Source organism: Candidatus Acidiferrales bacterium, assembly GCA_035515795.1.
Lineage (GTDB): Bacteria > Bacteroidota > Ignavibacteria > Kryptoniales > JAKASW01 > JAKASW01.
The window spans coordinates 155507-181873 of the sequence record DATJAY010000003.1 but is presented as its reverse complement, the minus strand read 5'-3'; the positions used below and the strand labels follow the sequence as shown (position 1 = coordinate 181873).

25 protein-coding genes are annotated in these 26367 nt (G+C 45.1%); 19 read left to right on the top strand and 6 right to left on the bottom strand.

Annotated elements, in window-relative coordinates; all coding sequences use genetic code 11:
• Nucleotides 1-33: 33 nt before the first annotated feature.
• Together VLX91_02000 and VLX91_01995 are read left to right on the top strand one after the other, a co-directional pair.
• Nucleotides 34-1119, top strand: a complete 1086-nt coding sequence (locus tag VLX91_02000) for a site-specific DNA-methyltransferase (GenBank protein ID HUI28961.1) — start codon at nt 34-36, stop codon at nt 1117-1119.
• Nucleotides 1116-3419 carry a hypothetical protein gene (locus VLX91_01995; GenBank protein HUI28960.1) on the top strand — a complete coding sequence of 768 codons (2304 nt, stop codon included), beginning with the start codon at nt 1116-1118 and terminating at the stop codon, nt 3417-3419. The genes VLX91_02000 and VLX91_01995 overlap by 4 nt, the downstream gene beginning before the upstream one ends.
• 14 nt (nt 3420-3433) lie before the next feature.
• On the opposite strand, the gene VLX91_01990 is transcribed toward VLX91_01995, so the two are convergent.
• Nucleotides 3434-5317 carry an ATP-dependent helicase gene (locus tag VLX91_01990; GenBank protein ID HUI28959.1) on the bottom strand — a complete coding sequence of 628 codons (1884 nt, stop codon included), beginning with the start codon at nt 5315-5317 and terminating at the stop codon, nt 3434-3436.
• Nucleotides 5318-5746: 429 nt separating this feature from the next.
• On the opposite strand from VLX91_01990, the gene VLX91_01985 reads away from it, so the two are divergent.
• The 5 genes from VLX91_01985 to VLX91_01965 are packed head-to-tail and all read left to right on the top strand — an operon-like array spanning nt 5747 to nt 9349.
• Nucleotides 5747-6484: a hypothetical protein gene (locus VLX91_01985; GenBank protein ID HUI28958.1), complete on the top strand. Its 738-nt coding sequence runs from the start codon at nt 5747-5749 to the stop codon at nt 6482-6484.
• 35 nt (nt 6485-6519) lie between these two features.
• On the top strand, nt 6520-6858 hold the full coding sequence (locus tag VLX91_01980; protein HUI28957.1) for a hypothetical protein: 339 nt from the start codon (nt 6520-6522) through the stop codon (nt 6856-6858).
• A 1-nt stretch (nt 6859) separates the two neighbouring features.
• On the top strand, nt 6860-8083 hold the full coding sequence (locus VLX91_01975; GenBank protein ID HUI28956.1) for a PfkB family carbohydrate kinase: 1224 nt from the start codon (nt 6860-6862) through the stop codon (nt 8081-8083).
• Entirely contained in the window at nt 8080-8676 is a 597-nt protein-coding gene (locus tag VLX91_01970) for a 7-cyano-7-deazaguanine synthase (protein ID HUI28955.1), read from the top strand. The genes VLX91_01975 and VLX91_01970 overlap by 4 nt, the downstream gene beginning before the upstream one ends.
• 43 nt (nt 8677-8719) lie before the next feature.
• Nucleotides 8720-9349 carry a nitroreductase family protein gene (locus tag VLX91_01965; protein HUI28954.1) on the top strand — a complete coding sequence of 210 codons (630 nt, stop codon included), beginning with the start codon at nt 8720-8722 and terminating at the stop codon, nt 9347-9349.
• A gap of 753 nt (nt 9350-10102) precedes the next feature.
• Here the strand turns inward: VLX91_01965 and VLX91_01960 are convergent.
• Nucleotides 10103-11161, bottom strand: coding sequence for a hypothetical protein (locus VLX91_01960; protein ID HUI28953.1), 1059 nt, complete (start codon nt 11159-11161; stop codon nt 10103-10105).
• Between the two features lie 152 nt (nt 11162-11313).
• On the opposite strand from VLX91_01960, the gene VLX91_01955 reads away from it, so the two are divergent.
• Entirely contained in the window at nt 11314-11991 is a 678-nt protein-coding gene (locus VLX91_01955) for a hypothetical protein (protein ID HUI28952.1), read from the top strand.
• Between the two features lie 238 nt (nt 11992-12229).
• On the opposite strand, the gene VLX91_01950 is transcribed toward VLX91_01955, so the two are convergent.
• Nucleotides 12230-12883 carry a DNA/RNA non-specific endonuclease gene (locus VLX91_01950; GenBank protein HUI28951.1) on the bottom strand — a complete coding sequence of 218 codons (654 nt, stop codon included), beginning with the start codon at nt 12881-12883 and terminating at the stop codon, nt 12230-12232.
• A gap of 130 nt (nt 12884-13013) precedes the next feature.
• On the opposite strand from VLX91_01950, the gene VLX91_01945 reads away from it, so the two are divergent.
• Nucleotides 13014-13538 carry a DinB family protein gene (locus tag VLX91_01945; GenBank protein ID HUI28950.1) on the top strand — a complete coding sequence of 175 codons (525 nt, stop codon included), beginning with the start codon at nt 13014-13016 and terminating at the stop codon, nt 13536-13538.
• A 193-nt stretch (nt 13539-13731) separates the two neighbouring features.
• On the opposite strand, the gene VLX91_01940 is transcribed toward VLX91_01945, so the two are convergent.
• Nucleotides 13732-14241: a DinB family protein gene (locus VLX91_01940; protein ID HUI28949.1), complete on the bottom strand. Its 510-nt coding sequence runs from the start codon at nt 14239-14241 to the stop codon at nt 13732-13734.
• Between the two features lie 288 nt (nt 14242-14529).
• Here VLX91_01940 and VLX91_01935 point away from each other — a divergent pair, with 288 nt between their 5' ends.
• A complete protein-coding gene (locus tag VLX91_01935; protein HUI28948.1) occupies nt 14530-14709 on the top strand; it encodes a hypothetical protein in 180 nt (59 codons plus the stop codon).
• 61 nt (nt 14710-14770) lie between these two features.
• Nucleotides 14771-15097, top strand: a complete 327-nt coding sequence (locus VLX91_01930) for a hypothetical protein (protein ID HUI28947.1) — start codon at nt 14771-14773, stop codon at nt 15095-15097.
• A 67-nt stretch (nt 15098-15164) separates the two neighbouring features.
• On the opposite strand, the gene VLX91_01925 is transcribed toward VLX91_01930, so the two are convergent.
• Complete coding sequence (locus VLX91_01925; protein HUI28946.1) at nt 15165-15572, bottom strand: bacteriohemerythrin; 408 nt, start codon at nt 15570-15572, stop codon at nt 15165-15167.
• Nucleotides 15573-15647: 75 nt separating this feature from the next.
• Nucleotides 15648-16118, bottom strand: a complete 471-nt coding sequence (locus VLX91_01920; protein HUI28945.1) for a hypothetical protein — start codon at nt 16116-16118, stop codon at nt 15648-15650.
• Between the two features lie 48 nt (nt 16119-16166).
• Between VLX91_01920 and VLX91_01915 the strand changes: the two genes are divergently transcribed.
• The 8 genes from VLX91_01915 (at nt 16167) to VLX91_01880 (ending at nt 26190) form a co-directional block, all read left to right on the top strand.
• Entirely contained in the window at nt 16167-16445 is a 279-nt protein-coding gene (locus tag VLX91_01915; protein HUI28944.1) for a hypothetical protein, read from the top strand.
• Nucleotides 16442-16912, top strand: a complete 471-nt coding sequence (gene bamC / locus VLX91_01910; protein HUI28943.1) for an outer membrane protein assembly factor BamC — start codon at nt 16442-16444, stop codon at nt 16910-16912. Before VLX91_01915 ends, bamC begins: the two co-directional genes overlap by 4 nt.
• A gap of 32 nt (nt 16913-16944) precedes the next feature.
• Nucleotides 16945-17400: a hypothetical protein gene (locus VLX91_01905; protein ID HUI28942.1), complete on the top strand. Its 456-nt coding sequence runs from the start codon at nt 16945-16947 to the stop codon at nt 17398-17400.
• Between the two features lie 40 nt (nt 17401-17440).
• Nucleotides 17441-18724: a T9SS type A sorting domain-containing protein gene (locus tag VLX91_01900; GenBank protein HUI28941.1), complete on the top strand. Its 1284-nt coding sequence runs from the start codon at nt 17441-17443 to the stop codon at nt 18722-18724.
• A gap of 459 nt (nt 18725-19183) precedes the next feature.
• Nucleotides 19184-19822 (top strand): hypothetical protein, encoded by a 639-nt coding sequence (locus VLX91_01895; GenBank protein ID HUI28940.1) that lies wholly within the window; start codon nt 19184-19186, stop codon nt 19820-19822.
• Complete coding sequence (locus tag VLX91_01890; GenBank protein HUI28939.1) at nt 19823-20911, top strand: hypothetical protein; 1089 nt, start codon at nt 19823-19825, stop codon at nt 20909-20911.
• Between the two features lie 225 nt (nt 20912-21136).
• Nucleotides 21137-22102 (top strand): hypothetical protein, encoded by a 966-nt coding sequence (locus tag VLX91_01885; protein ID HUI28938.1) that lies wholly within the window; start codon nt 21137-21139, stop codon nt 22100-22102.
• 14 nt (nt 22103-22116) lie between these two features.
• A complete protein-coding gene (locus VLX91_01880; protein HUI28937.1) occupies nt 22117-26190 on the top strand; it encodes a T9SS type A sorting domain-containing protein in 4074 nt (1357 codons plus the stop codon).
• Nucleotides 26191-26367 lie beyond the last annotated feature (177 nt).

The window sequence follows — 26367 nt, the reverse complement described above, 5'->3', positions numbered from 1 at the left end:
TAAGACAGCACATGTAGTTATTTGAATTTCTGGGTGTTTCTTCCGTACATTGAAAATAAGATGAGTCAGCGGGATAATCATCATGAGGTGGAATCCTCAAAGATTGGGAATGCGGCAAACCTGGCGTCGACGCTACCCTTTGATGAAAATCTGATGCATTACACAGGGAGAAAACCAGCAAAGTCTCTTAACCGAGGACATCGTTCCAAGAACTCATTTGAAGTTGTTTATGAGACTACCAGGGGTAGGATGTACCGCGGTGACGCTGCTACAGTTCTCTCGTCAGCTAAACTCAAAAGCCATATCGGGAAAGTGCAGATGATTTTTACCTCTCCACCGTTCCCTCTAAATCGAAAGAAGAAGTATGGTAACTTGCAGGGTGAGGCATACATTCGTTGGCTTGCAGGCTTTGCTCAAGTTTTCCGAAAGCTTTTAAAAAAGGATGGCTCGATAGTATTAGAGCTTGGCAATGCTTGGGAGCCGGGGAAACCAGTAATGTCCCCACTTGCTCTACGTGCGCTACTTGCGTTTCTGGATGCTGGTAGGTTCAACCTGTGCCAACAATTTGTTGTTTACAACCCTGCTCGCTTGCCGAGCCCTGCGCAATGGGTCAATATCGATCGCATTCGGGTAAAGGACGCATTTACGTTTGTGTGGTGGATGTCTCCTTCGGAACGTCCGAAGGCCGACAATAGGAAGATTCTTGTTCAATACAGCGATTCAATGCGGCGACTTTTAAAAACCAAAAAATATAATCACGGGAAGAGACCGTCCGAGCATCACATTGGAGAAAAATCATTCCTGCGCGATAATAACGGAGCGATCCCTTCAAATGTGATCACTCTTTCAAATACTGCTTCAAGTGACGATTACCTCAAGTTTTGTAGAAAGAAACAAATTGAACCACATCCCGCGAGAATGCCAATTGGGTTGCCGGAATTCTTCATTAAGTTTCTAACGGCACCTAGGAATATCGTTTTAGACCCATTTGCTGGTAGCAATACCACCGGCGCAGCTTCTGAAAGACTTAGGCGGCGATGGATTTCCATCGAAGCTAATAGCGACTATATAAAGGGATCACGAGGGCGTTTCGCAAAATCTTCTAAGAAGAAAAAATGACACCAGCTGAACTATTTGACGCTGTGAACACGGCAAATTCCGTTGAGGATGTTGCACGTGCCGTAGCGCGTTTCGAAGAAGTGAACGGGGCACGTGTACAATGGACTCCATTTGGGAATCGCGATAATAATCGAGGGACCATTGAAGCATCAGCAGATCCTGGCCGTTCGCTTGTAGAAAGATTGACGAATGGCATTGATGCTGTTCTTGAGGATGAATTTGAAAAGCATCATGGCACGCCAGTTTGCAGAACCCCTAAAGAAGCAGCAACAGCCTGGCTCAATATACCATCTGGCGGTCTGAGTGAGATGACGCCAGCTCAAAGGCGTGCGGTTGCTCGTCGCGTGAGTATCAAGCTTAAATCAGCAGAAGATAGAGCTTCTAGAATCGTGGAGGTTAGAGATGAGGGAACTGGATTGTTACCCGATGAAATGCCACGAACGATACTGAGTTTGAACGAAAGTAATAAAGTACAAAAACATTACCTGGCTGGGGCATATGGACAAGGTGGATCAAGCACGTTGGCAACAAGCAAATATGTTTTCTTTGCCTCTCGACGCGAACAAGGCACTCTTGTCGGTTTTACGATAGCCTGTTACCAAGATCTTCCCGCAGATCTGTTCAAGACCGGGCGTTATGTTTATCTCACCTATGACGGCAATGTTTTGACTGTTCAAAAAAGCATAGCTGAGTTTCCAACAGGAACATTGGTGAAGCATTTTGGATATGATCTTACAAACTATCCTTCTCCTCTTGGGCCGAATAGCATCTACGGGCTACTAAATCAAACAATGTTTGATCCGGTTTTGCCTGTGTGGCTCGACGACCATGAAATACACGGATATCGTCGTGTCATCAAAGGTTCCAGAAATGCTCTCAATGGGGCTGTCGATGAAGGAGATGCAGAACAACGCGGACCATCACTGTCACATAGCGTCAGGCAGTTTTATACGAACATCGCTGACTACGGCAGGATCGGGATCGAATATTGGGTTCTAGAACGTCCCACCGTCGCCAACAAGAAGCCTATAGCTGCGTTTGTTAATCCGGCAAAACCGATCGTTCTCACTATTAACGGCCAAAACCATGCTGAAATGTCGCAGCTGATTGTTCGTAAAGATGCTGAGTTACCTTATTTATCGCAACGTTTGATTTGTCATGTCGATTGTAATTTTCTCACTCCAGACGCGAAGCGTTCACTATTTGTATCCAACCGAGAAGATGCCAGGCGCGGGATTGTCTATGATTTGATATATAAAGAAATAGTTAAAGCACTTCGATCTGACGATGATCTCGCAAGACTCAACAATGAAGCGCGTGAACAAGGAATGCGAGAAAGGGACGAAACTGCTGTTCAGCAGATGCGTACAGAAGTTGCTCGTCTTCTGCGTCTTCAGGGGGTCAATGTAGGAGTAGGTGCGGCAGAGGCATCATCTGGCCAAGGCGAGCGTAACGGACACACAACCGGTGGAGGTAGACGAGGTCCCAGACACCCTCAGCCTATTGAGCTTCACGAACCCCCCACATATATCAAGATAGTATGGGATGAAAATGAGGAGATAGGTTTTTACCCCCAACAAAGGCGCTACATAAGGATTGAAACGGATGCTAATAGTGATTATCACAATCCCAGCAATCCATCTGCTTCGCGCATCAACGTGATTGCCCCATCTGAAGGGTTAGTATTCCGAGGGTCGACCCCACTTTCAGGTGGAAGAATGAGGGCAATATTCGAGGCAAAGAATGATGCTGCAGTCGGGTCACAGGGGACGATCCGAGTGGAGCTGTCACGTCCCGGGCATAAAATGCTGGTTGATCAGCGCACATTCAAGATCGTAGAAGCCCCGCCAGCTCGCACAACAGAGCGTTATATAACATTACCCCCATTTAGGGTCGAACCAGTAGGCGGCCCGGACGATCAACTGTGGGCAGAGCTTGGCTGGCCTGACAACATTAACAGTGTTGCTTCATCTGCGGAAATGGATAATGGCACTTTAGTAATTTACTATTCCAAAGTTTTCCCCAAATATGCCGACCGGGTAGCTGTGTTTGAGCGACGGGATACAGCACTTGCCAGTTCCTTTACTGGAAGGTACGAAATATGGCTTGCAGTTCATTCCTTACTTTTACACCAAGATCAACAACAAACTGCTACGGAAGCCCAAAGATCTCAGCCCACGGAAGATCTAGAAGTTGAGGAGACGCGGGAGCGCCAGGAAAGGTGCAGGCTAGCTACCATGGCTTCAATGGTAGCCGCACGCGAAATTCAAAGCGCACCACAAGCAGCAGAGGGTGACTAATATGACATCGGGGTCTACTTGTTGCCCATTTCCACCAAGAAGCGACTCTTGATTTTGCCTATTAATTTTCTCCCTTCAACCTTGTGAATTTCTTGTCCAGATCTCTGGCTTGCCCAACTCAGAAATAACGCATACTTCGTTCTTGTCACAGATACATAAAACAACCGGCGTTTCTCTTCTACGTTCTGTGCATTTCCCGGAATTATATCATCCTCCAGAGCAGGCATAATGACGATGGGGCTTTCACATCCCTTCGCTGAGTGCATTGTCATAATCCTAGTCTTATTTGTTTCTTCATTGGATTCCAATTCTCCCGAATCAATCTTCTGCTCAAAGTCTTCAATAATCTCTTTCAAGTTCAATATCTCTTCCGCACGGGAAAATCCCTTGACGTGTTCAATTAGTTTTTCAACTCCATGGTCATCTACGGCAGCTGGAAATTGTTTTTTTATGCGTTTGATGATCTGAACAGGTTTATCAATCTTTTGTAGCTCAAGAATGAATTCGCGAAACGCCAATACTACTTTCCTTTGTCTGATTTCTTTGAACGCATCTTGATGATCAGCCACTTTATTAACGGCTGTCCATAAACTGCCCTTTGAGGTTGTGACTAGACTTCTTAAGTGCCTAACGGTCTCGGGACCTATGCCCCTCCAGAAATCCATGGCTTGTCGAGCATTTAGGTTATCGTTGAGATTCGATAGTAGTTTTAGCATTGAAAAGAACCCGACAAATTCCTCGGATTCAAAAATATGTGATACCTTGAGCTGTATGTCTAAAGGAATTTTTTCTTTTTCAAGTTCTATGATGTAATCTTTTGCGATGTCTCCGTCGGTGAACAATATCATAATATCTCTCGGCTGAAACTTCTTCTTTTCGAGTAATTCTTTCATTTTAGAAACGAGCCATGCGATCTCTCCCTTCTTACTGCGGTGAGAAAGGGGAACTATGATGCCTTTTCTATCTTTGTCAAAGGCTTTTAGGTTCTTATCTTGCCGTTCTCTATTATTCTGAATGAGTCTTAGTGCGGCTTTTATGATTTCTGGAGGGCAACGGCGGCAAAGAGTGATGAATTTTGAGACTGTTCCTCGATGATTTTTTTCAAAATTAATTATTCCTCGAGGGGCAGCGAAGCGGAATGATTCGTAGATGCTTTGATCATCATCTCCAACAACGCAAAGTCCCGACTTTTCATCTATAAGCTGTTCAATAAGATCTTGCTCGAGTGGACTGAGGTCTTGATATTCATCTACGAGCAAATATCTGATTTGGTCATGAACCTCTTCACGGACTCCTTTATCACATTCGATTAATGCGATCGCGGATTCTATGACATCGCTCCACTCCAGTGCGTCATAGAATCTCAATTGTTCATGAAAGATCTTGGAGAATGATGTTAGGGCCTTTTTCTTTTTTAAATTCGAAGATATATGAGATGGGATACCTGCTCGAGCCTTGTTCTGATGATGTGCGTGGTTAAACTCTCTCACCTCATCTTGTGATAATTGAATTCCCGCTGCAGAAAGTGCTTGGACAGTATCCTTAAGTAGAATCCTAGCGAATACATTAGTGATAGGTTGGAAGTTAGCAGGTAGACCAGCTTTGCTTTGATGCTTCTTAAGGATTCGCATTGCGAGTCCATGAAGCGTACTAACATAGGGTAATTTTTCCTTCTTGATGCCGCTTTTCAGAAGCCGATTGCGAAGTTCACCGGCCGCTCTTTTAGTAAAAGTAACGACGAAAATGTGTTCGTGTGAGATTTTCTTTTGAGTGATAAGAAATCTTACCCGTTCCACCAGGCAAAGTGTCTTACCGGTTCCTGGACCTGCTAATACTCGAAGTGGGGCACCAAAAGAAGTGACAACCGCTTTCTGTTCGTCAGTTAATACGATGGCCATTTATAGGGTTGATATATGCATGTGAAGATCGACGCATCAGCATGTTCCTTCGGCTTCCTATAGCGATCAAAGATAGCAGTGCCACTATCATAAAACAAAAAAACCTCGACTTCGTAAGGTGGGTAATTTTAATAGCTGTAAAATCGGATTCGAACCTAAGGAACTATGTCAGTGCAGTTGCTAATGTTGTTTATTTGAAAAGCTAAACATAACTTAGTCATGAAATCAAGAAATTTAAGATTTCCCGTTCTTGAGTCGTCTTATACCGGCTTTATCGAGGGAACAGATTCTTTGCGTTGGGCATATGATAATGGGTTGCTGAGTTGTGCAAGAATTAAAATAATGACTCAATTCAGGGATTATTACGAGTTCCAAGAATACTAAATCAACTAAGGTTTCGGCTCATCTATATGATGGAGTTATCCGTTGATGCAGACCATAGCTAAGCTAGTAGGAAACCGCATTAAGTATAAGCAAATTCCTAATCCAAGCGAACTCGTTATGGATGGAGTAAGGTGGGGTAGATTTGATGAAGTCTTCACACCGGCCTACTGGGTAGGTCAAGCATGGCTCTATGAAGACGGATTCTCAGAAAGAAGGTTTAGAATCGGAGGAACTTTCAAAGAAGAAGTAGCAGCATGCCTACTCGGTGGGTATGGCATACCAGCAGAAATAGGCTTGGCTGCGTTTTCTAGAATTCGCAATCTTGGATATTTGATCGGCGATCCACCATCTCAAGAACAGATCCTCGAAGCCCTCGGGAGCCCATTCCAGATTCGCGGACATCGGCTTCATTACCGCTTTCAAAGACAGAAGAGTAAGTACCTTTATGAATTTCTGCATGCCATCGACAAAGAACCTCCACCGAAAAATAAGTCGAAAAACTTAAGAAGTTGGCTAATGAAATTTAGGGGCATTGGTCCAAAGACCGCATCATGGATAACTAGAAATTGGTGCGCGAGCGATGAAGTTGCAATTCTGGATATTCATATTCATAGAGCAGGTATTCATATCGGCCTTTTTCGGCCTTCCCAGCTGATACCAAAAGACTATTTTGCAATGGAGGATAGGTTCTTGAATTTTGCTCGTTCCATTGGTGTGAGGGCATCTATCCTAGACACTATCATATGGTCTCAAATGCGATTAATCAGTCATGTGGTGTTTTAGTTTTCTATATTGTTTATCATCTCTTCTACTAAAGATTGAAAGGGAAAAACATGTCAGGACAACCCAGCGGTCCCCCGTCATCGAGGGGTGGAGAAACTAATTGTGCTAGTCTAATTGAAGAAACTGTCCTAAATTCTCCAAATCCAAAAGTTGTTGAGAAATTACGTGTGGGTGATGTTTTGGAACTGCATCTTCAAAAAACCGGAAAAGCGGTGGCGCTTTACGCCATGCGTGGTGCTGAAGCAGCTGGCTCAATCACGTCAAGCCTACTCTCTAAAATCATAGATTGTATTAATGATGGATTTGAGTATGTGGCGGTAGTACAAAAAGTTTCTGGAGGGGCCTGCAGGATACAAATCAGGCCGAAGAGCTAAAATGCTAGAGATTGCGGGCGGAACCTATTTGGAATATTGCTCTGAACCTCAGTGGTCCCAACTATACGGTTCTGGGCTACGTGCGGCTGCCGCTCTCTCTAGATTGTCCAAAGAGATTGTGCTTCATACATATATTTCGAAGCAGGACAAACGTTCTCTTGAAGTTACCGCGAACACCTTCGGCTTTGATGTCCTTAGTAAAGGGATTCTAAGAACTGTCTCCTTCAGCTATCGGCACGGACTTTCTGAGCCCGAAATAGATCGAGGTATTGGCCCAACAGACAAACTCGAACCTCATAGAATTGAAGCAAAAAACATTCTCCGTTTTGGTTTCATGGAACAGGAAGCGATCGTGAACGGAGAAAGGGTGGTCTATGACCCGCAGTCAATACAATCGCCGAAAGAATTCAGAGGGAATGGTTCGACAGCAAAACACCTTGCAATTGTTGCAAATTTGCATGAAGGCTCCAAGCTAACAGGTGAGACTGATGCGGTGAAGATTGCCCGAACACTCATATCAAAGCAAAACGCAGAAGTGGTTATCATCAAGCGAGGCCCATTTGGAGCCATGGTCTTCACAAAAAGGGGAGTCGTAAGCTCGATCCCACCATTTAAAACTGACTTTGTCTGGCCTATTGGTTCAGGAGACGTTTTTGCAGCGGTCTTTGCTCATTACTGGACAGAGAAAGAAATTAACCCAGTAAAAGCCAGTTACCTAGCTTCCCAGGCAACCGCAATTTATTGTAATTCACAAAGTTTACCTATTCCCTCTAATTTCAGTTCGAACTTTCGTTTTGAACCTTTAAACATTGGGAAGAAAAAATTGGGTAAACAAACACTTGGGAAGAAAGTCTATCTTGCCGGACCATTTTTCACAATGGCTCAACGTTGGTTGATGAACGAAGCTAGAATCTATTTGGAAAGTCTCGGATTCCAAGTTTTCTCTCCTTTTCACGATGTTGGTATCGGCGCAGCCGTTGACGTAGTTCCTTTAGATATCAAAGCAATAAACAAAAGCGATATCGTTTTTACTATCGCTGAAGGGCTCGATGCTGGCACAATGTTCGAGATAGGCTATGCAAGAGCAAAGGGTATTCCGGTAGTGATATTTGTTCAGAATGAGAAAGAAGAAAACCTGAAAATGCCCCAAGGAACAAAGTGCCTGATTACGGACGATTTTGTCACAGGTATTTATAAAACCTTCTGGTTCGCCGTCGAGTCATGAGAACAGGAGTACTTCTTTCTGGAGGAATCGATTCAACGAGTCTGGCCTTCTGGAAACATCCTGACGTGGCAATCACAGTGGACTATGGGCAATTACCGGCACAGGGCGAAATTCGGGCAGCTACCAAAATCGCTCGAATTCTGAAAATCAAACATGAGATCATACAGGTCGATTGCCATACGTTAGGTTCAGGAGACATGGCTGGTCGATCACCCAACCGAGTTGCTCCAGTTCCAGAATGGTGGCCCTACCGAAACCAGTTATTAATAACTCTTGCTGGCATGCGAGCCATCGCCCTTAACATTAATCTTCTAATGATCGGATCAGTTAAGAGGGATGGAGTCCATGTAGATGGGAGAAGACAATTCTTCCGAAGAGTCAATCAACTAATGAAAATGCAAGAGGGGAAAATAAAAATTGAGTCTCCCGCAATTGCTCTAGATTCAGTAGAGCTTGTACAAAAGTCCAAGATTACCTTTGACGTCTTAGCTTGGACACATTCCTGTCATGTATCTGATTATGCCTGTGGAAATTGTCGTGGCTGCTTCAAACATCAATTCGTCATGAAGAAACTGGGGTATGAGATTTATTAAACTGAAGAGCCCTTCCGTCAAAGCATCGGACACGAGGTTCAAAGTGTTTCACTACAATATTGAAAGAACTTGTTATCTCATTAAACCGGACACCAAAAACTCGGTTTCATTTTTTGCAGTCGCTGAATCTAGAAGAACAAGAAGAGAATTTAGACGAATTCCAATTGAGGATTTGTCGGCTCTTCTTTGGTATACTTTAAAGACTAGATCTACTCTGACTCTGCAAAATGGATATATGTGGCAACATAGACCTACGCCATCAGCTGGCGGTAGGCACCCGATTGACGTATTGATCTATGACCATGGAAATAATCAAAGAACTTTCGAGCTTTATGATCCAATTGCACACTCCCTGAATCTTATTCATTTCCCCAACCCACATCCTGCAGAAAAACTGATTGAAAAGATTGGCAATATGATTGAATTGCAAGAGGCTACAATCATTTTATTTGCTGCTCAATTTGGTAAAACGCTGACTCATTATAAAAACGGTGAGAGTTTGGTTTGGCGTGACTCCGGTGCGTTATTAGCAACATTTGGAATGATGGCTGAAGCTTTGAGTTTGAATTGCTGTGGCATAGGAATCACGGGTGAACCTTACCTTTCAGGGGCTCTCGCTTCCGGCGGTTTAGTAACGGGGGTCGGGGGATGTTTGGTGGGCAAGCGAACCTAGATTCTTTACTGGTTGCTAAGCCTTTTCTTCAAATCGACTTGAATGATGAAAGTGGTCATTATCATTACAATAAAGGCAGAAAGAAGTCTATAAAGAAAGAGAAGATAATTCCTGCCTCATTTTAACTTTCTGCAGCAGACTGCTAGATTTGTCAAATTAATAGAGGATAACTAATTATTATCCTTCATAGGGGACTGATGAACAAATAGAAAAGGTCTAACCCCTCTCAAAGAACCCAGACCTTAAATATCCTTGCGGTCACGTTATAATGGATTTATCACTTAGTCGGAGTAATTATAATGAGACCGAAGCTATGGCTGAAATAATCGATGCCGGGATAAAAGAGTTTCTGCCAAAACCTTTCCCAACTGAGAAGCTGCTGGAGAAAAATCCCAAAATGGTAATTTCATAAGCAACACTCTCGACGCCATATACAAGACGGCTGCTTCACCTAAATGGGTGAGGCAGCCGTTTGAGCTTTCCCTCTCTGTGAACGTTACTCTTTTTTTCTGCCGCTCTTGGCTTGATCCCTTCTCATTTCCCCAGCTTCCGATTTTATTTCCACGAGGTCTCTCTTGAACTCTGTCCAGCCATGCTATTGTATGTAGTCGGGATCCATTTGGAAAGTTCTTTGGAAACTCTTCATCTGAACTTCGCGGGACGCGCCAAGACTACGACCTCGCGCGTGTCGCAGGCAGGCCAAGCCAGAAAGTCGAATTGCCTGGATCAATTCACATTTCTCCACGAAAGCATTCAATGCACATAAGCCGCGTGAATGGTTGTTCGAATTTTAGGCATCACCGTCATGTCCGGCCGCTCCCAAGTAAGAGTTGCACTTACGGTGTGTTCGGAGCCAGGTTCCAGTTCGAATGTAAAATTCCTTTCATCGGATAGAACATAATTGCTATAATCATCGTCAGCAGCATCAGTGGGTACCGTGCCACATTGCAGATTAACAGTGCAGGTCACAGGCTGGTCTCCGGTGTTCTTGTATGTCCTTTCAACCTCCACAGTTGGATTGTCTTGGGTTCTGTTCCAGTGGACATGCGAGTTATGATAATCCACCTCCACTTGCTGGTCTGCTGATTCATCATCATTGTTATCTGCCGTAGTGTTTGAGCTTGATACTTCGTCATCAGTTGAACCATCACCTGTAGGAAGTACGTCAGCATTTGTAGTACTGATGTAAGTAATGCCATACGAATATGCTTCGGCAAGAGGCTGACTGGAATGTCGAAAACCCGTGACCATGGCGTTGACTCTTTCCGTTGGAGTCCCATGGTGTGCCGGGCTCCAAAAGAAGTATTCCCCCATAGAAAATAGACTGTTTGCAAAGCCTACGATATTTGTCGGGATTATATAATTTTTTCGGCCTAAGTAATATCCGGCCATGAAATCGGCGTCAAGCTCTCTAGCTTCACCCATTAACTGGCATCCATTCTTGAACTGCAGGATATGGGCAAACTCGTGGGCCATTATTCCGGCAACAGCAACGCCTCCTTCATTCATATTCCATAGTTGATCTCTTATTAATCCCAAACCGAAATAAACTGTCCCTGTGTATCCTACGAGAGTGATCACTTGGGGAGCGGCAAAAGCATTTGGAGACCCCTGGTCATCGAACAGAAACATGTTGGGATCGACGCCAAATACATTGTAAATAAGAGTACCTTCCTGGTTAATCCTTACGTCCAAATCTGGGACTCCCGTTGTCTTGTATAACGTTCCCATACTAAGATTGGGCTGCAAGCACTGACTTGAAGCCTGAATGCTCACCAGAAAGGTGATGACAACAACTAAAATCTTCGACATTTACCTCCTCCTTAGATTATATTTAAAGGCCAACAAGAAACCCAAGGTGTACTACACTGCCTTCTCGCCAAGCTAAAGTCGAATGCAGTCACCGAGGAGAATTTTTAGGAACCATGATTCAATGAACAGTACTATTAGACAAAGAGTTCCATGTGCTAACCATGGTCTCGTTTGATATGCTGTGGACAGCAAGAAAACATACAAAACTGAAGTCACTGCTTGATCTGACTACCAGGATGGAAGAGAAATCTGCAAAATTAATCTCTTATATTTTCGCACCTACACAGTGTGCTCTCGTTACTTTTCTTTTGCTTTCTTATCTTCTGACCCAAACTGTAGACAGAGACATCGTAGCCCTTGTCTCTGTATTGTTCGGGTCCATCTTGCCTTTTCTCTTCATATTGTTCTTAAGATACAGCGCAATTATAACTCACATTCATGTCCCCAACCGTCAGCAAAGAACCATTCCTTATTTGATCTGCATTTTGATCTATTTTATTGGATTCCTAATTCTTCTCTTCATCAATGCCCCTCTTCCCGTCTCTGTCCTGATGTTTTGTTACGCAACGAATACCCTAGTGGTTACCGCGATAAATGAGCGATGGAAAATAAGCGCCCACGCGATGGGTATAACGGGGCCTTTGACGCTGCTCTTTATCGTGTTCGGCTGGAAATCTCTTTTTGCTTTTCCGCTGGTAATCATTGTGCCGTGGGCTAGGGTCAAACTAAAAGTACACACCGTGGCTCAGGTTATCGCTGGGGGATTGCTCGGAGTTCCCTTAACTGCAATTCAAACGGAATTTCTTTTCAAGCTCATCGGATCTCACTAATTAAGGTCCCGGATGAGTGGATGAGCGCTTAAATATCTTTTTTGCTCTCCAGATCTGAATTAGGCTTGATCTGGTTCCAATTACGCTCGATGCTTGCTGGGAACTAGGATTTTGAAATTCACTTGATGGAGGCTTCCATTACCAAAAATAAAAAGCTGGCCGCTTTTCTGGCCGGTTGCTTTCCGACAGGGTATGACGTTCTTGTTAAGCTCATTCCGTTTGAAACAGACATCGGACTTCATCTCTTTACAGCAAAATTTATCCCGCTTAAATGCTGTACCGAATCCACGCTGACCTCATAATTTGAAATGGGCATCGGCTCCGATACATCATTCTTAAAGGAATATGCAAATGTTTCACCTGTCTTCTTGATATATATAATCTTCCAACAGTAACCTGGTACAGCGACCTTATCTTTGCCGATTGTCACACCTGAAGTGCACACAGACCCGCACCAGATCAGCAGGCTGTCGTTTTGCTTCGCGAGCTTGCGACAGTATGTCTCAAGGCTCTTCCATACTCCACGATTGAGCTTGGGAGTCTGTGGGCACATGTTGCTGTAATAAAAGCACTCCGTCATGCCGGCTTTGCTGCAGGCATTGTCTTCAGCGCTCATGTTGTGCCCGCGGTCGTAGCCTGATCCGGCGTAGTCTTTATTGAGATTTGTGTATTTCTTCAAGTCCGGATCGGATGTGAACTTGTTTGTCCGTTTCACATGCTTTGAACAGCTAACCATTTTCTTCGTTAGCCACCATTTTACTACCGTCGGCACACGCAGAGTCGTGTCAAATGTGGTGGTGTAGTAGGTATGTTTGATCGTGACTGTTTGTGATTGGCAGGTCATCGCCAGCAAGAAGAATGAAGCTAAAAGGGAATTCCGGAACGAGCTCATGGATGCCTCCTTTTCCATAATATAATGATTTTCTGCCCATTGTATCTGCTCGTGACCTGCCGAGGCTTGACTTTAGATTGATTCGAACATACATTCGAATTCCAAATAAAGAATAGGCGCAGAGCATAAAATGGGACAAGTAAAATGGTTTAGACGAGAGTTTAATTTTACAGCTAATCAAAATATTTTTCCCTCAATTATCGAACGACTCGCAGGAACGCCTGCCCGCCTTGAGGAAAAGTTCAGATCAGTATCTCCCGATATATTGACAGTAAGGATAGATGGTAAATGGACCATAAAGGAAAATGCCGGTCATTTGACTGACCTCGAGCCGCTCTGGCAAGGCCGTCTCGACGATATCATAAGCGGCAAAACCGAATTAAGGCCCACTGATTTACAGAACACCAAAACAAGTACGGCTAACCATGATGCAGTCCCAACTGAAGAACTACTTAGCCGCTTCAGGCAGATAAGGAAAGTGACTGTTACTTTGCTTGAAATGCTCGATGAGAAGCAAATATTCAGCTCCGCCCTCCATCCGAGATTGAAAACCCCGATGAGAACGATGGACTTGTTCTTGTTTGTTGCCGAGCATGATGACCATCATCTGGCCAGGATAACCGAACTGGTGAAACTCATATGCCTAGAGAAATAAGTTGCCACCGAAACTCTGTAATGACAAGTAATCCGGGCATGCAGAGCTAACAATCAACCATTTGACTAGACTCCGAAGAGGATTTAAGAAATGTCAGTGTGTCTTGGCATCAGCTGAGGGAATCGGATCATAAAAAGCGCATTTCTCTGTCCGAATCGCTGACGGCCGCTTTCCAGTTTGCCGCCATTAGTTGTCAGGCTGGATTTTTGACGCTTCTTTCTTGTATCTCTTCTGCTGTTAAACCAAATATCGGGGGTGTTTTCACTTTCAGAAGATTAAGGTATATGTATAATTGGGCACGATGGTGTATTTCGTGTTCCACCATCACGCGTAGCCATTTCCATATCGCCATCTGTACATCCCCCGGGGTTGTACATCTGCGTTTCAAATCTTCATCGCTGAGACTCCTGAAAATATCAAGAGATTCCCTGTGAAGGTCGTCAAAATATTTCAAGATATTTTCGTAACCGTCTGCTAATTGCCTTCCGCAACCCTGATACGCGCTCCGTCTCCCTGCAACGGTTTCTGCAAACATGTAGCGTTCGATTGTTGCGATATGCCTTATTTCGTCTCCGACCGTGAACTTCCCCGGCATATAGGCAAAGTCAAGATGTTCGGGCCTAATTACTTCCATGAGCCGTTTGGTTCTTTCCCTTACGCGCTCGTAATAATCGAGAAATGATTTCACCGATGTTATTTCCATGTCTCACCTTTTCTTTCTCCAGGCATAGCCCTTGCGGCTCACTCAATGGCACCTAAACGGCGCCTTATTCCACGAAGAAATACTTTTCCTGCATAAAGATGGTTCTTGGACTTCCTTAGGAGGCCATAGACCGAAAGGTTGGCCTTCTTCATACGGTAAAGGTAACATCCATTTGGCATGTTTCCGTTCATTCCCGGAGAACTTGATTTTGAAAAGCCGTCGCGATAGATTTCGTTTCCTGAATCAGACAATTCAGAGGAATTTACAAGAGAGCGGAAAGCGATAGTTATGGAAATCTTCGGCACCACAGCCGGATGGAGCTACGTTGACTGGTACGATCCTTTCTACACTGAAAAGAAGGAGAAAGGATTCTCGGAGCTGAGGATTGGTGCCGACTTCTTCCACTGCGTGCAAGTCAACAGTACATTCTGCCGCCATTTTTCCCCGGGTGGATTGTTAGGGAAATGAAAACGGAACAGCGCCAGTGTCATATACTATAAGACCAGCTGCTAGTCGGAGTTACATTGTTTTGAAAATCAAGGGAGACCTCACAAGCGAGATGGCGCTGAGGCAAGACCTCGAGGCACACTTCTTGGGAAAGAAACTTGGGATATCCCGATACTTAGTGGATGCAACTGAGTCCAGAAATGTCGATTCGGTTTCGAACAACTACGACTTCGCGTTTAAAGACATAATGATATCACCGGACATCGATAAGAATGCCCGGGTTGCACTTTTGGTGAGCCCGGAAGACAACTCCCATGATTTCGTCGAGACTGTAGCGAGGAATGCCGGTTTGGATGTGACTCTTTTCAGAGATCGTGATCTCGCGATACGCCATCTGTTGCGTGACTAGCTGAACTCGCGACCTCAACCCGTCAACCATATTTCCGCAAGGACTGTACAATGGCTGTTCGTTAGTTCTAATGGACTCCTTTGGAATTTAAGAAGTCGCAATATTTCTTATCTACCTGCAGGATATGTTTGTTCAGCCAATTCTTAAGGAAGTCCATGAATTCCACAGTGAGAGAGGTATTTCCTTGCTCGAAACTTGTTTTTATCGCGAAGATCTGTTTTGTCAACTCATCGTGTTCCTTTTTGTGAATCGCGTACAACGGGAACATGTGTTCCTGAAGCAGTTTCTCTTCTGACTTGAAATGATAAACCGTGTAGTCTGCCAGCTCGTTCAGAAAGTTTTTAAGTACATCTCTGTTTTCCCCCTTATTCATCGAATTATGGAGCAGGTTCATCAGGTTCACCAGCTTCTTATGTTGTCTGTCGAACTCTTCGATGCTGACGCTCAACTCTTGGGTCCACTGGATTAATTGCACTGGTTCATCTCTTCCCTTCTTCCCCTCATTTTATTAGAGCATCGCGAAGTGAGCTAGAGCATCAACCCCTTCATCTTACCCCTTTTCTCTTTTGACCGATTTCCGAGTTCCTTCGTGCTCCGTTAGGTATCGTTTAATTACCCATTTCTTCAACGCTTCACGTAAATCTCGTGCCTGAACGGGCGTAATGCCCGGTGATGAGAGCTGCACTATCTTCGCGATCCTGTCACTCTCGGCCTCAACCTCTTCCCTCATTTCTTCCGATTCGTATTCGAGGATCGACTCGCCCAGGACAGGTTTCGGCGGCGAGCCGCTCCCGTCAACAAGCCAGTTGAGGTCACAGCCCGCTTTTCTTAGGGCTAAGAACAAGCCCTGAGGATCGAGTCGCGCGTCCAAGTACTTGTTGTAGTCAGCGGGGTTCTTTTCAAGAAGCTTCGCGAATTCCACTTTGCCCAATCCGAGGATCTTCCTGTACTCCTCCACCCGGCCCCCGATTTCAATGCGTTGATCGCGTGCCGGAATATTTCTATGTTTGCCTATTGACATTAGTAAGAATATTTCTTATCTTGTTTCGCCAGCGAAACACAAACAAAGATGCCTATTGCGAATAAAAGAAGCAATGTGCTTTTCATCGGGATCGACAAGGTTGTCCTGGCAGCGATGCTGGGGGTCACTCCGTCGTATGTCAGACAAATTCTCCGGGGAATAAGAGGAAGTCCCGTCCAAATCGAAAGGATGCAGGCGATTATTGAAGATGACCTTCGGAGGCTGAGGCTTGATTCGCTCAAGTCGAAGGATCTCCTAGGGGACCTTATCCCAACCAATAGATTTAAAAAGAACAAAGACAAAATTATGAAAGGGGAACAATCGTGAAATCACTGCTTTATGCTTCATTGCTATTCATCTGTACGGCTATCTCGGCCTGCGTCGACGTCGGGTCGGCAACCTTCCCAGAGCCGACCGCGAATTACCAGCCTAAGAAGGTTTACAATGCCTCCATCGATACTCTCTGGAATGCGGTTGAAGCTGTCCTTGAAAGTCAGAGAGTCAACATCGCGTCCTCAGACAAATCCGACGGGCGCATCACAACCGATTACATCCAGGGTCCAACCCAAATGAACTTGGTTCCGGGAATGCCGGACATAACAACAAGGTATAAGTACGCGATCACTATTAAGAGTGTTGATCAGTCGCAATCGAAGCTCACCATAATCTGCACGCTTGAATCTTCCTCTGAATCGATGGCGTGGCATGATGTGAGCAAAGATAATGCGGAAAGGGTGACGGGGCTGGAAAACTGGCTGTACGAGAGGATCGACAAATCTCTGCCAAGTCACTGACCTTCCCCGGTTCAAATAACAGGAGGTATCTTATGCGAAGCGAAAACAATAATTCTCAACAATCCTTACGGGCGTGGTTCGCCTACTTCATCACTTCGATGTGTCTTCTCATCGCCTCTTGCACGGGGGTTGGTTACATGGTCGGGGGCTCAATCCAGAATTTTCAGGGCAAGTACTCGATTGACTTGACCCGCCAATATCCTGACATCCTTGACCTGGTCGCCGCTGTGGGCAAGTCAATGTCCTTGGATGTCAGCTCAATCGACTCCTCGAAGGGCGAAATTCAAATCTCGACGGGCACGGTCACTACATCGGGCATTCTCCTTGGCAACCAGAATTATCAATCCATCAGCGTCAAGTCGACGAACGGAGGAAGGCATGTAGACATCATAATTGGGGTTCAGGGAAATTTCGGCCATGGTACGAAGGATGCCGCCGATAAGCTCTTTGCAGAATTCAAAAGTAAGCTGCTTGAAATTTCAAAATAGTTCTTGCTCACAGGATGACCGATGAAACGTGAGGTGACAAATGAAACACAATCTTTCCTTCATGCGTGCCGTGAATCTTTTGCTGACCGTGGTCGTGTTTCCAAACCACGGCCAGGCTCAAACGGATTTCTGGCAGAAGACAAGCCTGCCTGAGACCTATGTATTCTCAATCGCAGCGAACAGTGCTGGCTATCTTTTTGTGAGGACACCCGCGATATATCGATCAACAGATGCCGGCGTTTCTTGGGACACTGAGGCCGGCGGGCCAGACCCCGGAGGCGGCAATCCAATATGCGCATCTCCGCTGGGGTACATCGTTGCAGGGGGATACGACCAAATCGCCGTGTCCGGCGACAGCGGACAGACTTGGTCTACTCAATATACTACTTACGATTACACCGGTGCCACAGTTCCCATTATGTCGCTTGCTTTTAATCCTTCCACCAAGACCGTATGGGCTGGAACATACGGCGATGGCCTTCATCAAGTCAATGGTTATTCATGGTATGTGTCTTCAACGGCATTTGGCACATTCCAATACTATCAGGGTTCATCACTTGCCGATGTCCACTCCGTCTTCTGCGATTCAGTAAGCGGTTGCCTGTTTGTATCTTTCCAATTCGGCGGAGCCGAAAGATCGACTGACGACGGCCAATCATGGAGCGGCGTATCTGTAAGTGACCCGTTCGCAGTTGTAAACGCCTGGGCTACCAGTGGGAATGGCGATATCTTCATAGGAACATGGCACGGTGTTTTCCTTTCAACGGATCACGGCGCCACTTTCTCGTCCACTGACACTACCCGGCTTAATAACAATGTGACTGTTCTCGTTATCGCGGCGGGGAACAAAATCTACGCCGGTACAGACACGAATGGTGTATTTCTTTCGACAGATTATGGCGAGAGCTGGGAACAAATCGACAGCGGCCTTCAGAGCCGCCATGTCTTCTCATTGGCCGTTGGGTCTGACGGTTATCTCTATGCCGGGACCCATGGGGGCGGACTGTACAAAAGCACCAATGTTGTCGCTTCTGTGAAGGGTAGAGCGGCGACCTTACCAATCAGATTTTCTCTTTCGCAAAACTACCCGAATCCGTTCAATCCTTCCACAAAAATCAGTTATGGATTGCCAAAAAGTAGCTTCGTAACACTCAAGATATACGACGTGCTCGGAAGGGAGGTGAAGACTCTTGTCGATGAACGAGAAACGGCGGGAGATCATGCGGTGACTTTCAACGCAGGAAACTTGCCGAGCGGTGTTTATTTCTACAGGATGACTGCCGGAAATTTTGCGGAGACAAAGAAACTAATGGTGATCAAGTGAGACGCGTCATGCTGAGATTCAGTTGCGAAAATTAGCCAGGCTTACAACCTGGTTGGGAAAGGGATTTCCCAATCAAGTGGGCAAACCTTTGCTCACTTTCCAAAGCGAGCTTCGAAATCCCGTTCTTTTAAAGGCAAAAACAACGGCATAGATCTTGAGTCACCAAAGGTGGCAACTTCAGAAACGGACTTTTACAGATTCATCTCAGGGAGACACGTTTCAGAGGAAAAGTTTAAGGAGATAAAGGGAGACTGTTATTCCAAGGAGTTGTGTGTGCCTTATGACCCCCACTTACATTTGTGTTGAAATTCAAACCCGTGCATATTTAGGGAACTGTTCCTTGGGTAGCGAGGACAAGCGATTGAATCCAGATGTTAATAAGGCGAAAAGTGCCGTCGGCATTGCATTAGTGAGTACACTTGAGCGAGATTAGAGAAATCAATCAGGAGGAAAACCCCAATGAAACATTTTATATTAACCATACTTGCAATTGGGTCCCTTGGTTGTATCACTTCCAGCAGTTTTTATACTGGTCGAACGCTTGAGCCGGGCAAGTTCTCGCTCGGCTTTGGAGCGGACGACATTATTATAAAAAGCACGGACAATTCGGTCACATATTCCCAAAGCCTTGCTTTTGTCCCATCATTTCTTTTGTCACTTGGATTGCCGCTGAGGTTCGAAGCCGACGGACGGTTTGTTATACCAAGACTGCTTGAAGTGTCCCTGCGGGATCAGATCAATCCTGGAACATTCGAGATGTTCGATTTTGCTCCTGATATGACTTTCGGAGATTTGTTTGGAGGCTATACTTATTTGCGATATGGTGGAACACTCAGCAAAAACATCAGCGGCTTTGAACCGTATGTTCATTACAGTATTTATCATTTCTTGAAGACAACATCATCAGATTTTTCTAACAGTTTTTTCTCTGCGAGCTTGACAGAAATTACAAATAATAATCGAGTGGTTGGCGCCGGAGTTGGTGTCCCACTTTGGGGACTGAAGTTTTATCCGAAGTTTGACTATCAATATTTCGGAAATAATCTCATATGGGGGATATACAGCTTTGGAATTGGAATACGAGGAGTGCGTAAATAGATGAAAAAGATCTTACCAACGCTAGAATATTTTCTTGTTGTAGTTGCTTGTAATGTGCTACTGATATTTTCGTTTAGCTGCAACTTGCTCACCGGCCCGCACCATGGAGGTGGCTCGGATTCCACGAGTCATACATTTATTTGGGCAATTGACTCGATCGGTACTCAACCGAGCGTATTGTACAATGTCTGGGGAACAGATATAAATAATGTTTATGCAGTTGGAATTGTAATATTATCATATTCTCCCTATGCATACACAGCGATAATGCGTTGGGATGGAACGAAGTGGTCATCATCGAATTATCTGGACGGAGTTTTGTTTGGTATCTATGGATTCGGCACGGATGACTTTTGGGTCGTGGGTGAGGTTCCAGTGTACAACGATAACTATGCTCTGATAAGTCACTGGGATGGGAAATCATGGACCACATGGAAACTGCAACAATATGCATTGCTTCAGTCGGTGTGGGGTACTAGTTCTTCAAATCTCTATGCTGTTGGGTGGGGAGGGTTGATTCTCAAATATGATGGTACAACCTGGACTCAAGAACAAAGTGGTACAACTATGAACCTTCATTCGGTTTGGGGATTGGACGATTCACATATATATGCTGCAGGAAATCAGGATAGTACAGGAGAAGGTGTATTACTAGAGTCAGATGGTATCTCATGGAAAACGGTGGCAAAAGGGGGAAATGAAAGTGATACAACTCTCTATGGTGGCTTTCATGGTGTCTGGTCTAATACACTCAGCAAGATATATGTAGTTGGCGATCTTTGCTACGAGGGTACACCTGGGAATTGGAGGCTTTCTAATATTCCGAATAATGCCCCGACCGAAAACTTTTACTATTTGGCAGAGATGCTTGCCGTGCGAGGCAACTCCTCAGCGAATAATGTTTTTATCTGCGGCTCGCACGATTTGATAATTCATTGGAATGCGAATTCATGGCACATATACAATCAGTTTTTTGACAAATCAAAGCAGTCTAATCTCAACGGCATCTGGATAAAAGATAATAGTGTCTTTATCGTAGGCTATGAGAATGGTGAAAACCAGGCAATAGCGTACAGAGGAACGCAATAAAGAAATAAAAACCCTCTGCACAGTGGCAACTGAACAGAGGGCGCAAACGGCAAACTAAGGGCGGTCATTAGCAACAAACGTTATCACCTCTTTCGGTGACAACGCCGCCTTTTTGTTTGCCAAAATTAGAGCACATTCAAAAAAGGAGGCGCTTATGAATGCCAGGTAAAAGATATACAAAATAATTAACGATTTCATCAACCAAAAAGTAAAGGAGTAAAAATCATGAACACAGTCAGGAAATTGTTCTTCTTTGTTATGGTCTGTGTTCCTTTGCTAAATTCCAAAAGTTTTGCAGGAGAACACACAATTGCTGCTACGGTCGAAATAACACAAACGGCAATCAATCGTTTTCTTAATACTGCGTACAATTCATGGGGAATCCCACAGTATGTCAACTTTCCTTATAGCGGAGTGAACTACAAATTAGCTTTGGGATTACCCCAAATTATTCTCACGCCTGGGAACGCCAAATTGCAGATGGTATTCGACCTTTACAATGGTACAACAGACGTGTACCACTTTGTTGTTAATCCCTCTGTGAATATTCCAGCCGGGCAGGTTTCCTCCCCGCAAGTGCAGGCGTTTCTGACTGATCTTCCGACACAGATAAATAATATATCATGGCTGCCGCAATGGGTGAAGGATACGCTGATTCACTATTATAATTCCCTTGGGATTACAATGTATCCATCGGAGCTCATCGACACGGCAAATACTCAGTGGTTTGCTCGACGTGCCATCCTTCTCGATTCACTTGCAGTAGGATGGCAGGTAGGCCAGGGAGTCATAGACCTTATTGTGTCTACATATCTATATGGAAATACATCTAATCCCCTTTGGTTAGCATTTGAACAGACTTCGTCAGGACATGATTCCTTGTTTTTTGGGTCGAATTTTCAAGTAACGGTGTCTCAGGTCAAGGTCTTTACAGAAGACTTGCAGCAGGATCTGTACGACAATAGTCCCAACATCGTTTGCCCAAAAGTCGGCCAGGCAAGTTTGTACATCGGGGATTTAGGGTTGGCATCCACAACTTACATCGAACGAATTATTTTTACTAAGGATAACACTTGGTATGCAGGGGAGTGGGATATTTCTCCAGTCATTTGCACATCTCCGAGTCAAGATTTCGATGCGAGCCACTCAATCTCAAATATGAAGAACGCAAATTACAAAGAAAATTTCTAAGAGAAGAGGTAGCTATGAAACTAAATAAACTGTGTTTAGAGATGGCATTGATCGCCTTCTTTCAGCTGAATTTCATCTGTATTGAAAGTGTTTTCGCTCAACAGGATGTCAGCGTGAAGATTACCCAAAGCACTTTGAATGAAGCTATTAATACCATGGTCGAAACAAGATCTGTGAATATTGGCGATTATCATCATACATGGTGGAGTCATGGATGGTTTCTGAATCTTGATGCTGGCAGCATTACTATAGGTTCCAATAACTCAGCCAGCATATCAGCAACCATCGTCGTTACGAATGAAGAACCCCTTGATTTCATAAATAATACATCTACTCACTTTAGCGTTACTATTTACGGTAATTTCCAGTTGCAACAATCGGGAAATGGTTACAAATTATTCTTTGATCCCACAGATGTTGAAAACGCCTCATCATGGGGGGACTTTTCATTCTTAACCAATGCATTTATAATTCCAGGAGTACAGCTAATCGTTTCTTTGATTGGACCGATTGAACTTAACTCAGGCACAAAACTCTTACCATCAGCCATAACTTCCTATTTCACTTCAACGATTCCGACGTTAACAACGGTAGTCGACCCGAACAATCCTAGCAATAGTTACGTCCAATTCTATTACACCATTGCCGGCAACAAGTTGATCACAATCCAAAATAATGTCGGTGGAGACGTTAGCATTGGTAACGTCAAAGTGTTGGAAAATGGGACATGGAATACTCCCCTGTCTCCGTATTCGGATTGGTTTTCGCCTAATTCGAGCCTTTCGTTTGGAACCTCCTCAACGGCGATAAACTATTCTGGACAAAATTGGCGACTCTATCAGTGGGATGATCAAACATCAGCAAGTCAGAGAACCGTTACAATTCACGGCGATCAAACTTTCACAGCGACGTTTGAGCCGGCCCAAGCAGTTACCATACAAACAAGCCTCGAGGGAGCAATCACATCTGCGAGCAACAGCCTTACTTTTTTGGGGCAGACGGTATCTTCGCCTTACAGCGATTACGCGTTTATGCCGCCGTACCGTGCACCTATCAGTGCGATAAACCCGCTTTCCTTAAACGGTAATACATGGAGCTTCTACAATTGGAGCGATGGAGTCACGTCCGCTTCAAGAACCATATCGCTTTCTTCTCCATCTACACTCTCAGCCAATTATAAGGGGCATCTTGTCTCTTCTATCTCCACTGCTACCATGGGCGACGGCTGCAAAATCGCGATCGATAACTATGATGTTCGCTATGCCGTTTACGCTTCGCTTGGCTCTATATGGTTCACGAAAACCAATGGAAGCGGCGGATGGACCAACGAGGTAAAATTAGGTGATGGAATAAATCCAGCAATCGCAGTAGCTGTTCAGCCGGGCGGCGGCACTTATGTATATGTAGTGTGGGAACATGAAGAGGCTCAAGGCTCTAACAATTACTGGATGGTTTACAGTTCAAGATCAACTGATGGCGGCACAACATGGAGCACGCCAGTCAACTTGAGCGGGAGTACCCCTTTAGCTTCTTTGGATCCGCAGCATTCAAGCCCTGTCATTGCTGCCGATCAAATCAGTGGCAATGTCGTGGTCCTTTGGTCCGAAGGCGGTAACAACTTTGCTGCCCAGACAAACCCAGGAACGGGGAGTGCCCCTGCAATCTTCGCGGACAACAGCCTTGGCACAAATCCACAGTTTCCCTCGATAGTTTGTTGTGCGGAGGGCGTGTACTATGCCGCCTACTCAACTGGGGGAAGCTCGATTCGCTTCATAAGTCTCTCTACACCTCCTACTTCTGGTGGAATGTTCAATGGCTGGAGTGCCCCCGTTGTTGTCCCAAACAGTTCTTCCTCAACAACTCCCTGCATCGCCTATGAAGCCGACGATGATGCGATTGGAATAGCATGGGCGAACACATCTAATCATACTGTCTACTACAGCGAAAGCACCGACGACGGAGTAAACTGGAGCACTACGCAGTTCACACATGGCTCCGATTACCTGTCGAGCCCGACTTTGATGTTCTATACGAACAGCAATGAGAGGGAAATCCTTCTCTTCCAGATGGGAAGTCACATCGGGGAATGCGTAAGGCCCATAAACTCCCTGGGATCATGGACACAGGTCATTAATCTTGGGACCGGGACGGGGCCGAGTCTTCCGGCGTTAGATCCAAATTTTGGAGAAATCACCTTCCCCATTGCGACTTGGACAACCGGTAGCGCTGCGCCGTACTCGATCAACTTTTCTAAATTCGAGTCGTTTTCAGGAACTATTTCCAGCGACACAATATGGAGCGGCTCGGTCAACGTTTCAGGTACCGTAACCGTTAATAGCGGAGTGAAACTGACTATCTCTTCAGGTACTGAGGTGACTTTCGCAAGTGGCGCCGGACTTACGGTAAACGGTACCTTGAATGCCGTAGGCACTTCGTCAAGCCCGATCATGCTCGACCGAAGCAGTTCGTCAGGCACATGGAACGGTATCACATTCAACTCTGGCAGCTACGGAACGCTTAGCTACGACAGCATCCAGCACGCGACGACCGCAGTTAATTGCAGCGGATCTCTGCCGTCAATTAATTACTGCACCATCTTGAATAATACGACGGGCATAAGCGTTTCTTTGAACGGAGTCAACGGCCATAATTTGATTGCCCATAACACGATTCAAAACAACTCGAGCTACGGCATCGCGGCATACCGCTCAACATTCTATATGGACACCAACAAGATCACGAGCAATGGGAGCTCCGGTGTCTACTGCTATAACTCGCCAAGCAGCAGTTACGCGCCGATATTGGTGGGCAACACTATGTCCGGTAATCCCTGCGGGCTCAATTGCTATCAATGCCCAGCGTATTTAGCATACGTCGACTCAAACCATAATGGTTATCCTCTCCAGGGACACAACACTCTGATGAATTGCAGTAGTTGCGGTATCAGCGCAGGTTACGGAAGTAGTGTGTTCTTAGGGCAAAATAGCAGCTACGGTGGATACAACAGTTTCAAACAGAATCCGAGCTGTGACATAAGTGCCGTTTATGACGGCACTATATGGGCGCAGATCAACTGGTGGAACAACATATCTCCCAAAGTGAGTGCGACGGGAACCACGGTTTATTCAAATTATCCTTTGACAGGTTCCGATCCTAATGCATCGTTGAACAGCAGTAGCTCCAAAGCTACTCCGGGGAATCTCATTAGTGGAAATATGCAGCAAAAAAGCCCAAACGGCGTAAAGTCGGTGACTCAAGGTGCAGATTCCTCGACAACGGACGATGCTCTTGGGCAGCTACTTGTGCTAGGATTCCAGGGGAAGTATGACGAAGCGATTGCAGGATATGAAGTGATATTCAGCCAAGAAGGCAACACAGTCAGAGGACGGTATGCACTAAGAAAACTGGATGAGTGCTTCCGTAGCCTCAACAGAAAAGAACAGTTCAATGCCTATTTGAATTCAACCGTCGCGCCGTTGACGACACCGAAGAGTGATCTTCAAGCTCTCTTGATTGAATTTGAAAACGAGACCTTGTTTGACAACGGAAACTACAATGCAATGGCGACTAATCTCCAGGGGATATTGAGAGACTTCAAAGGCAATAAAGAGACATACAAGCATGCACTTTTCGATCTTGGTTTCTTGTATCTCAACTCTCTGCATGAAGTCTCCAAGGCTAAGATATGTTTCGCCCAATTGCAGGATGCTTATCCAAACGATGATCTGCTTCAGTTTGCGAAATACCTTCTCAATAGTTGCGATACAAGTCAAGCTGCAGCAAGTTCAGCCGTTGCGGATTCGAGTGCCATCATCAGCCAGCAGATGCAAGCTGGCTTGATGTCAAATTATCCAAATCCATTCAACCCAACGACGAGGATACCCTACAATCTGTCAAAGAGTGGGCACGTAACCCTGAAGATCTATGACATTCTCGGCAGAGAGGTGGCAACTCTTGTAAACGAAAATCAGGAAATTGGAATCCACTTTGCGAACTTTGATGGTTCGCGACTTGCGAGCGGCGTTTACTTCTATCGCTTGACTGCACCTGGTATTAGTCAAGTTAAGAAGATGCTGCTAACAAAGTAGCTACATTGCAATCAAAGTAATCTCGTTTGATGCCCGGTCTCATTTTGGAGATCGGGCATCTTCGTGTCTTATAGCGCACTCCTCTTCATTTGGGATGCTGAGATCTCTAACGCCATAGCAACGGACATGTTGCAATAAGACTTCTCTTTCGATTTCCGGTCGAAGAGCGTAGAACGT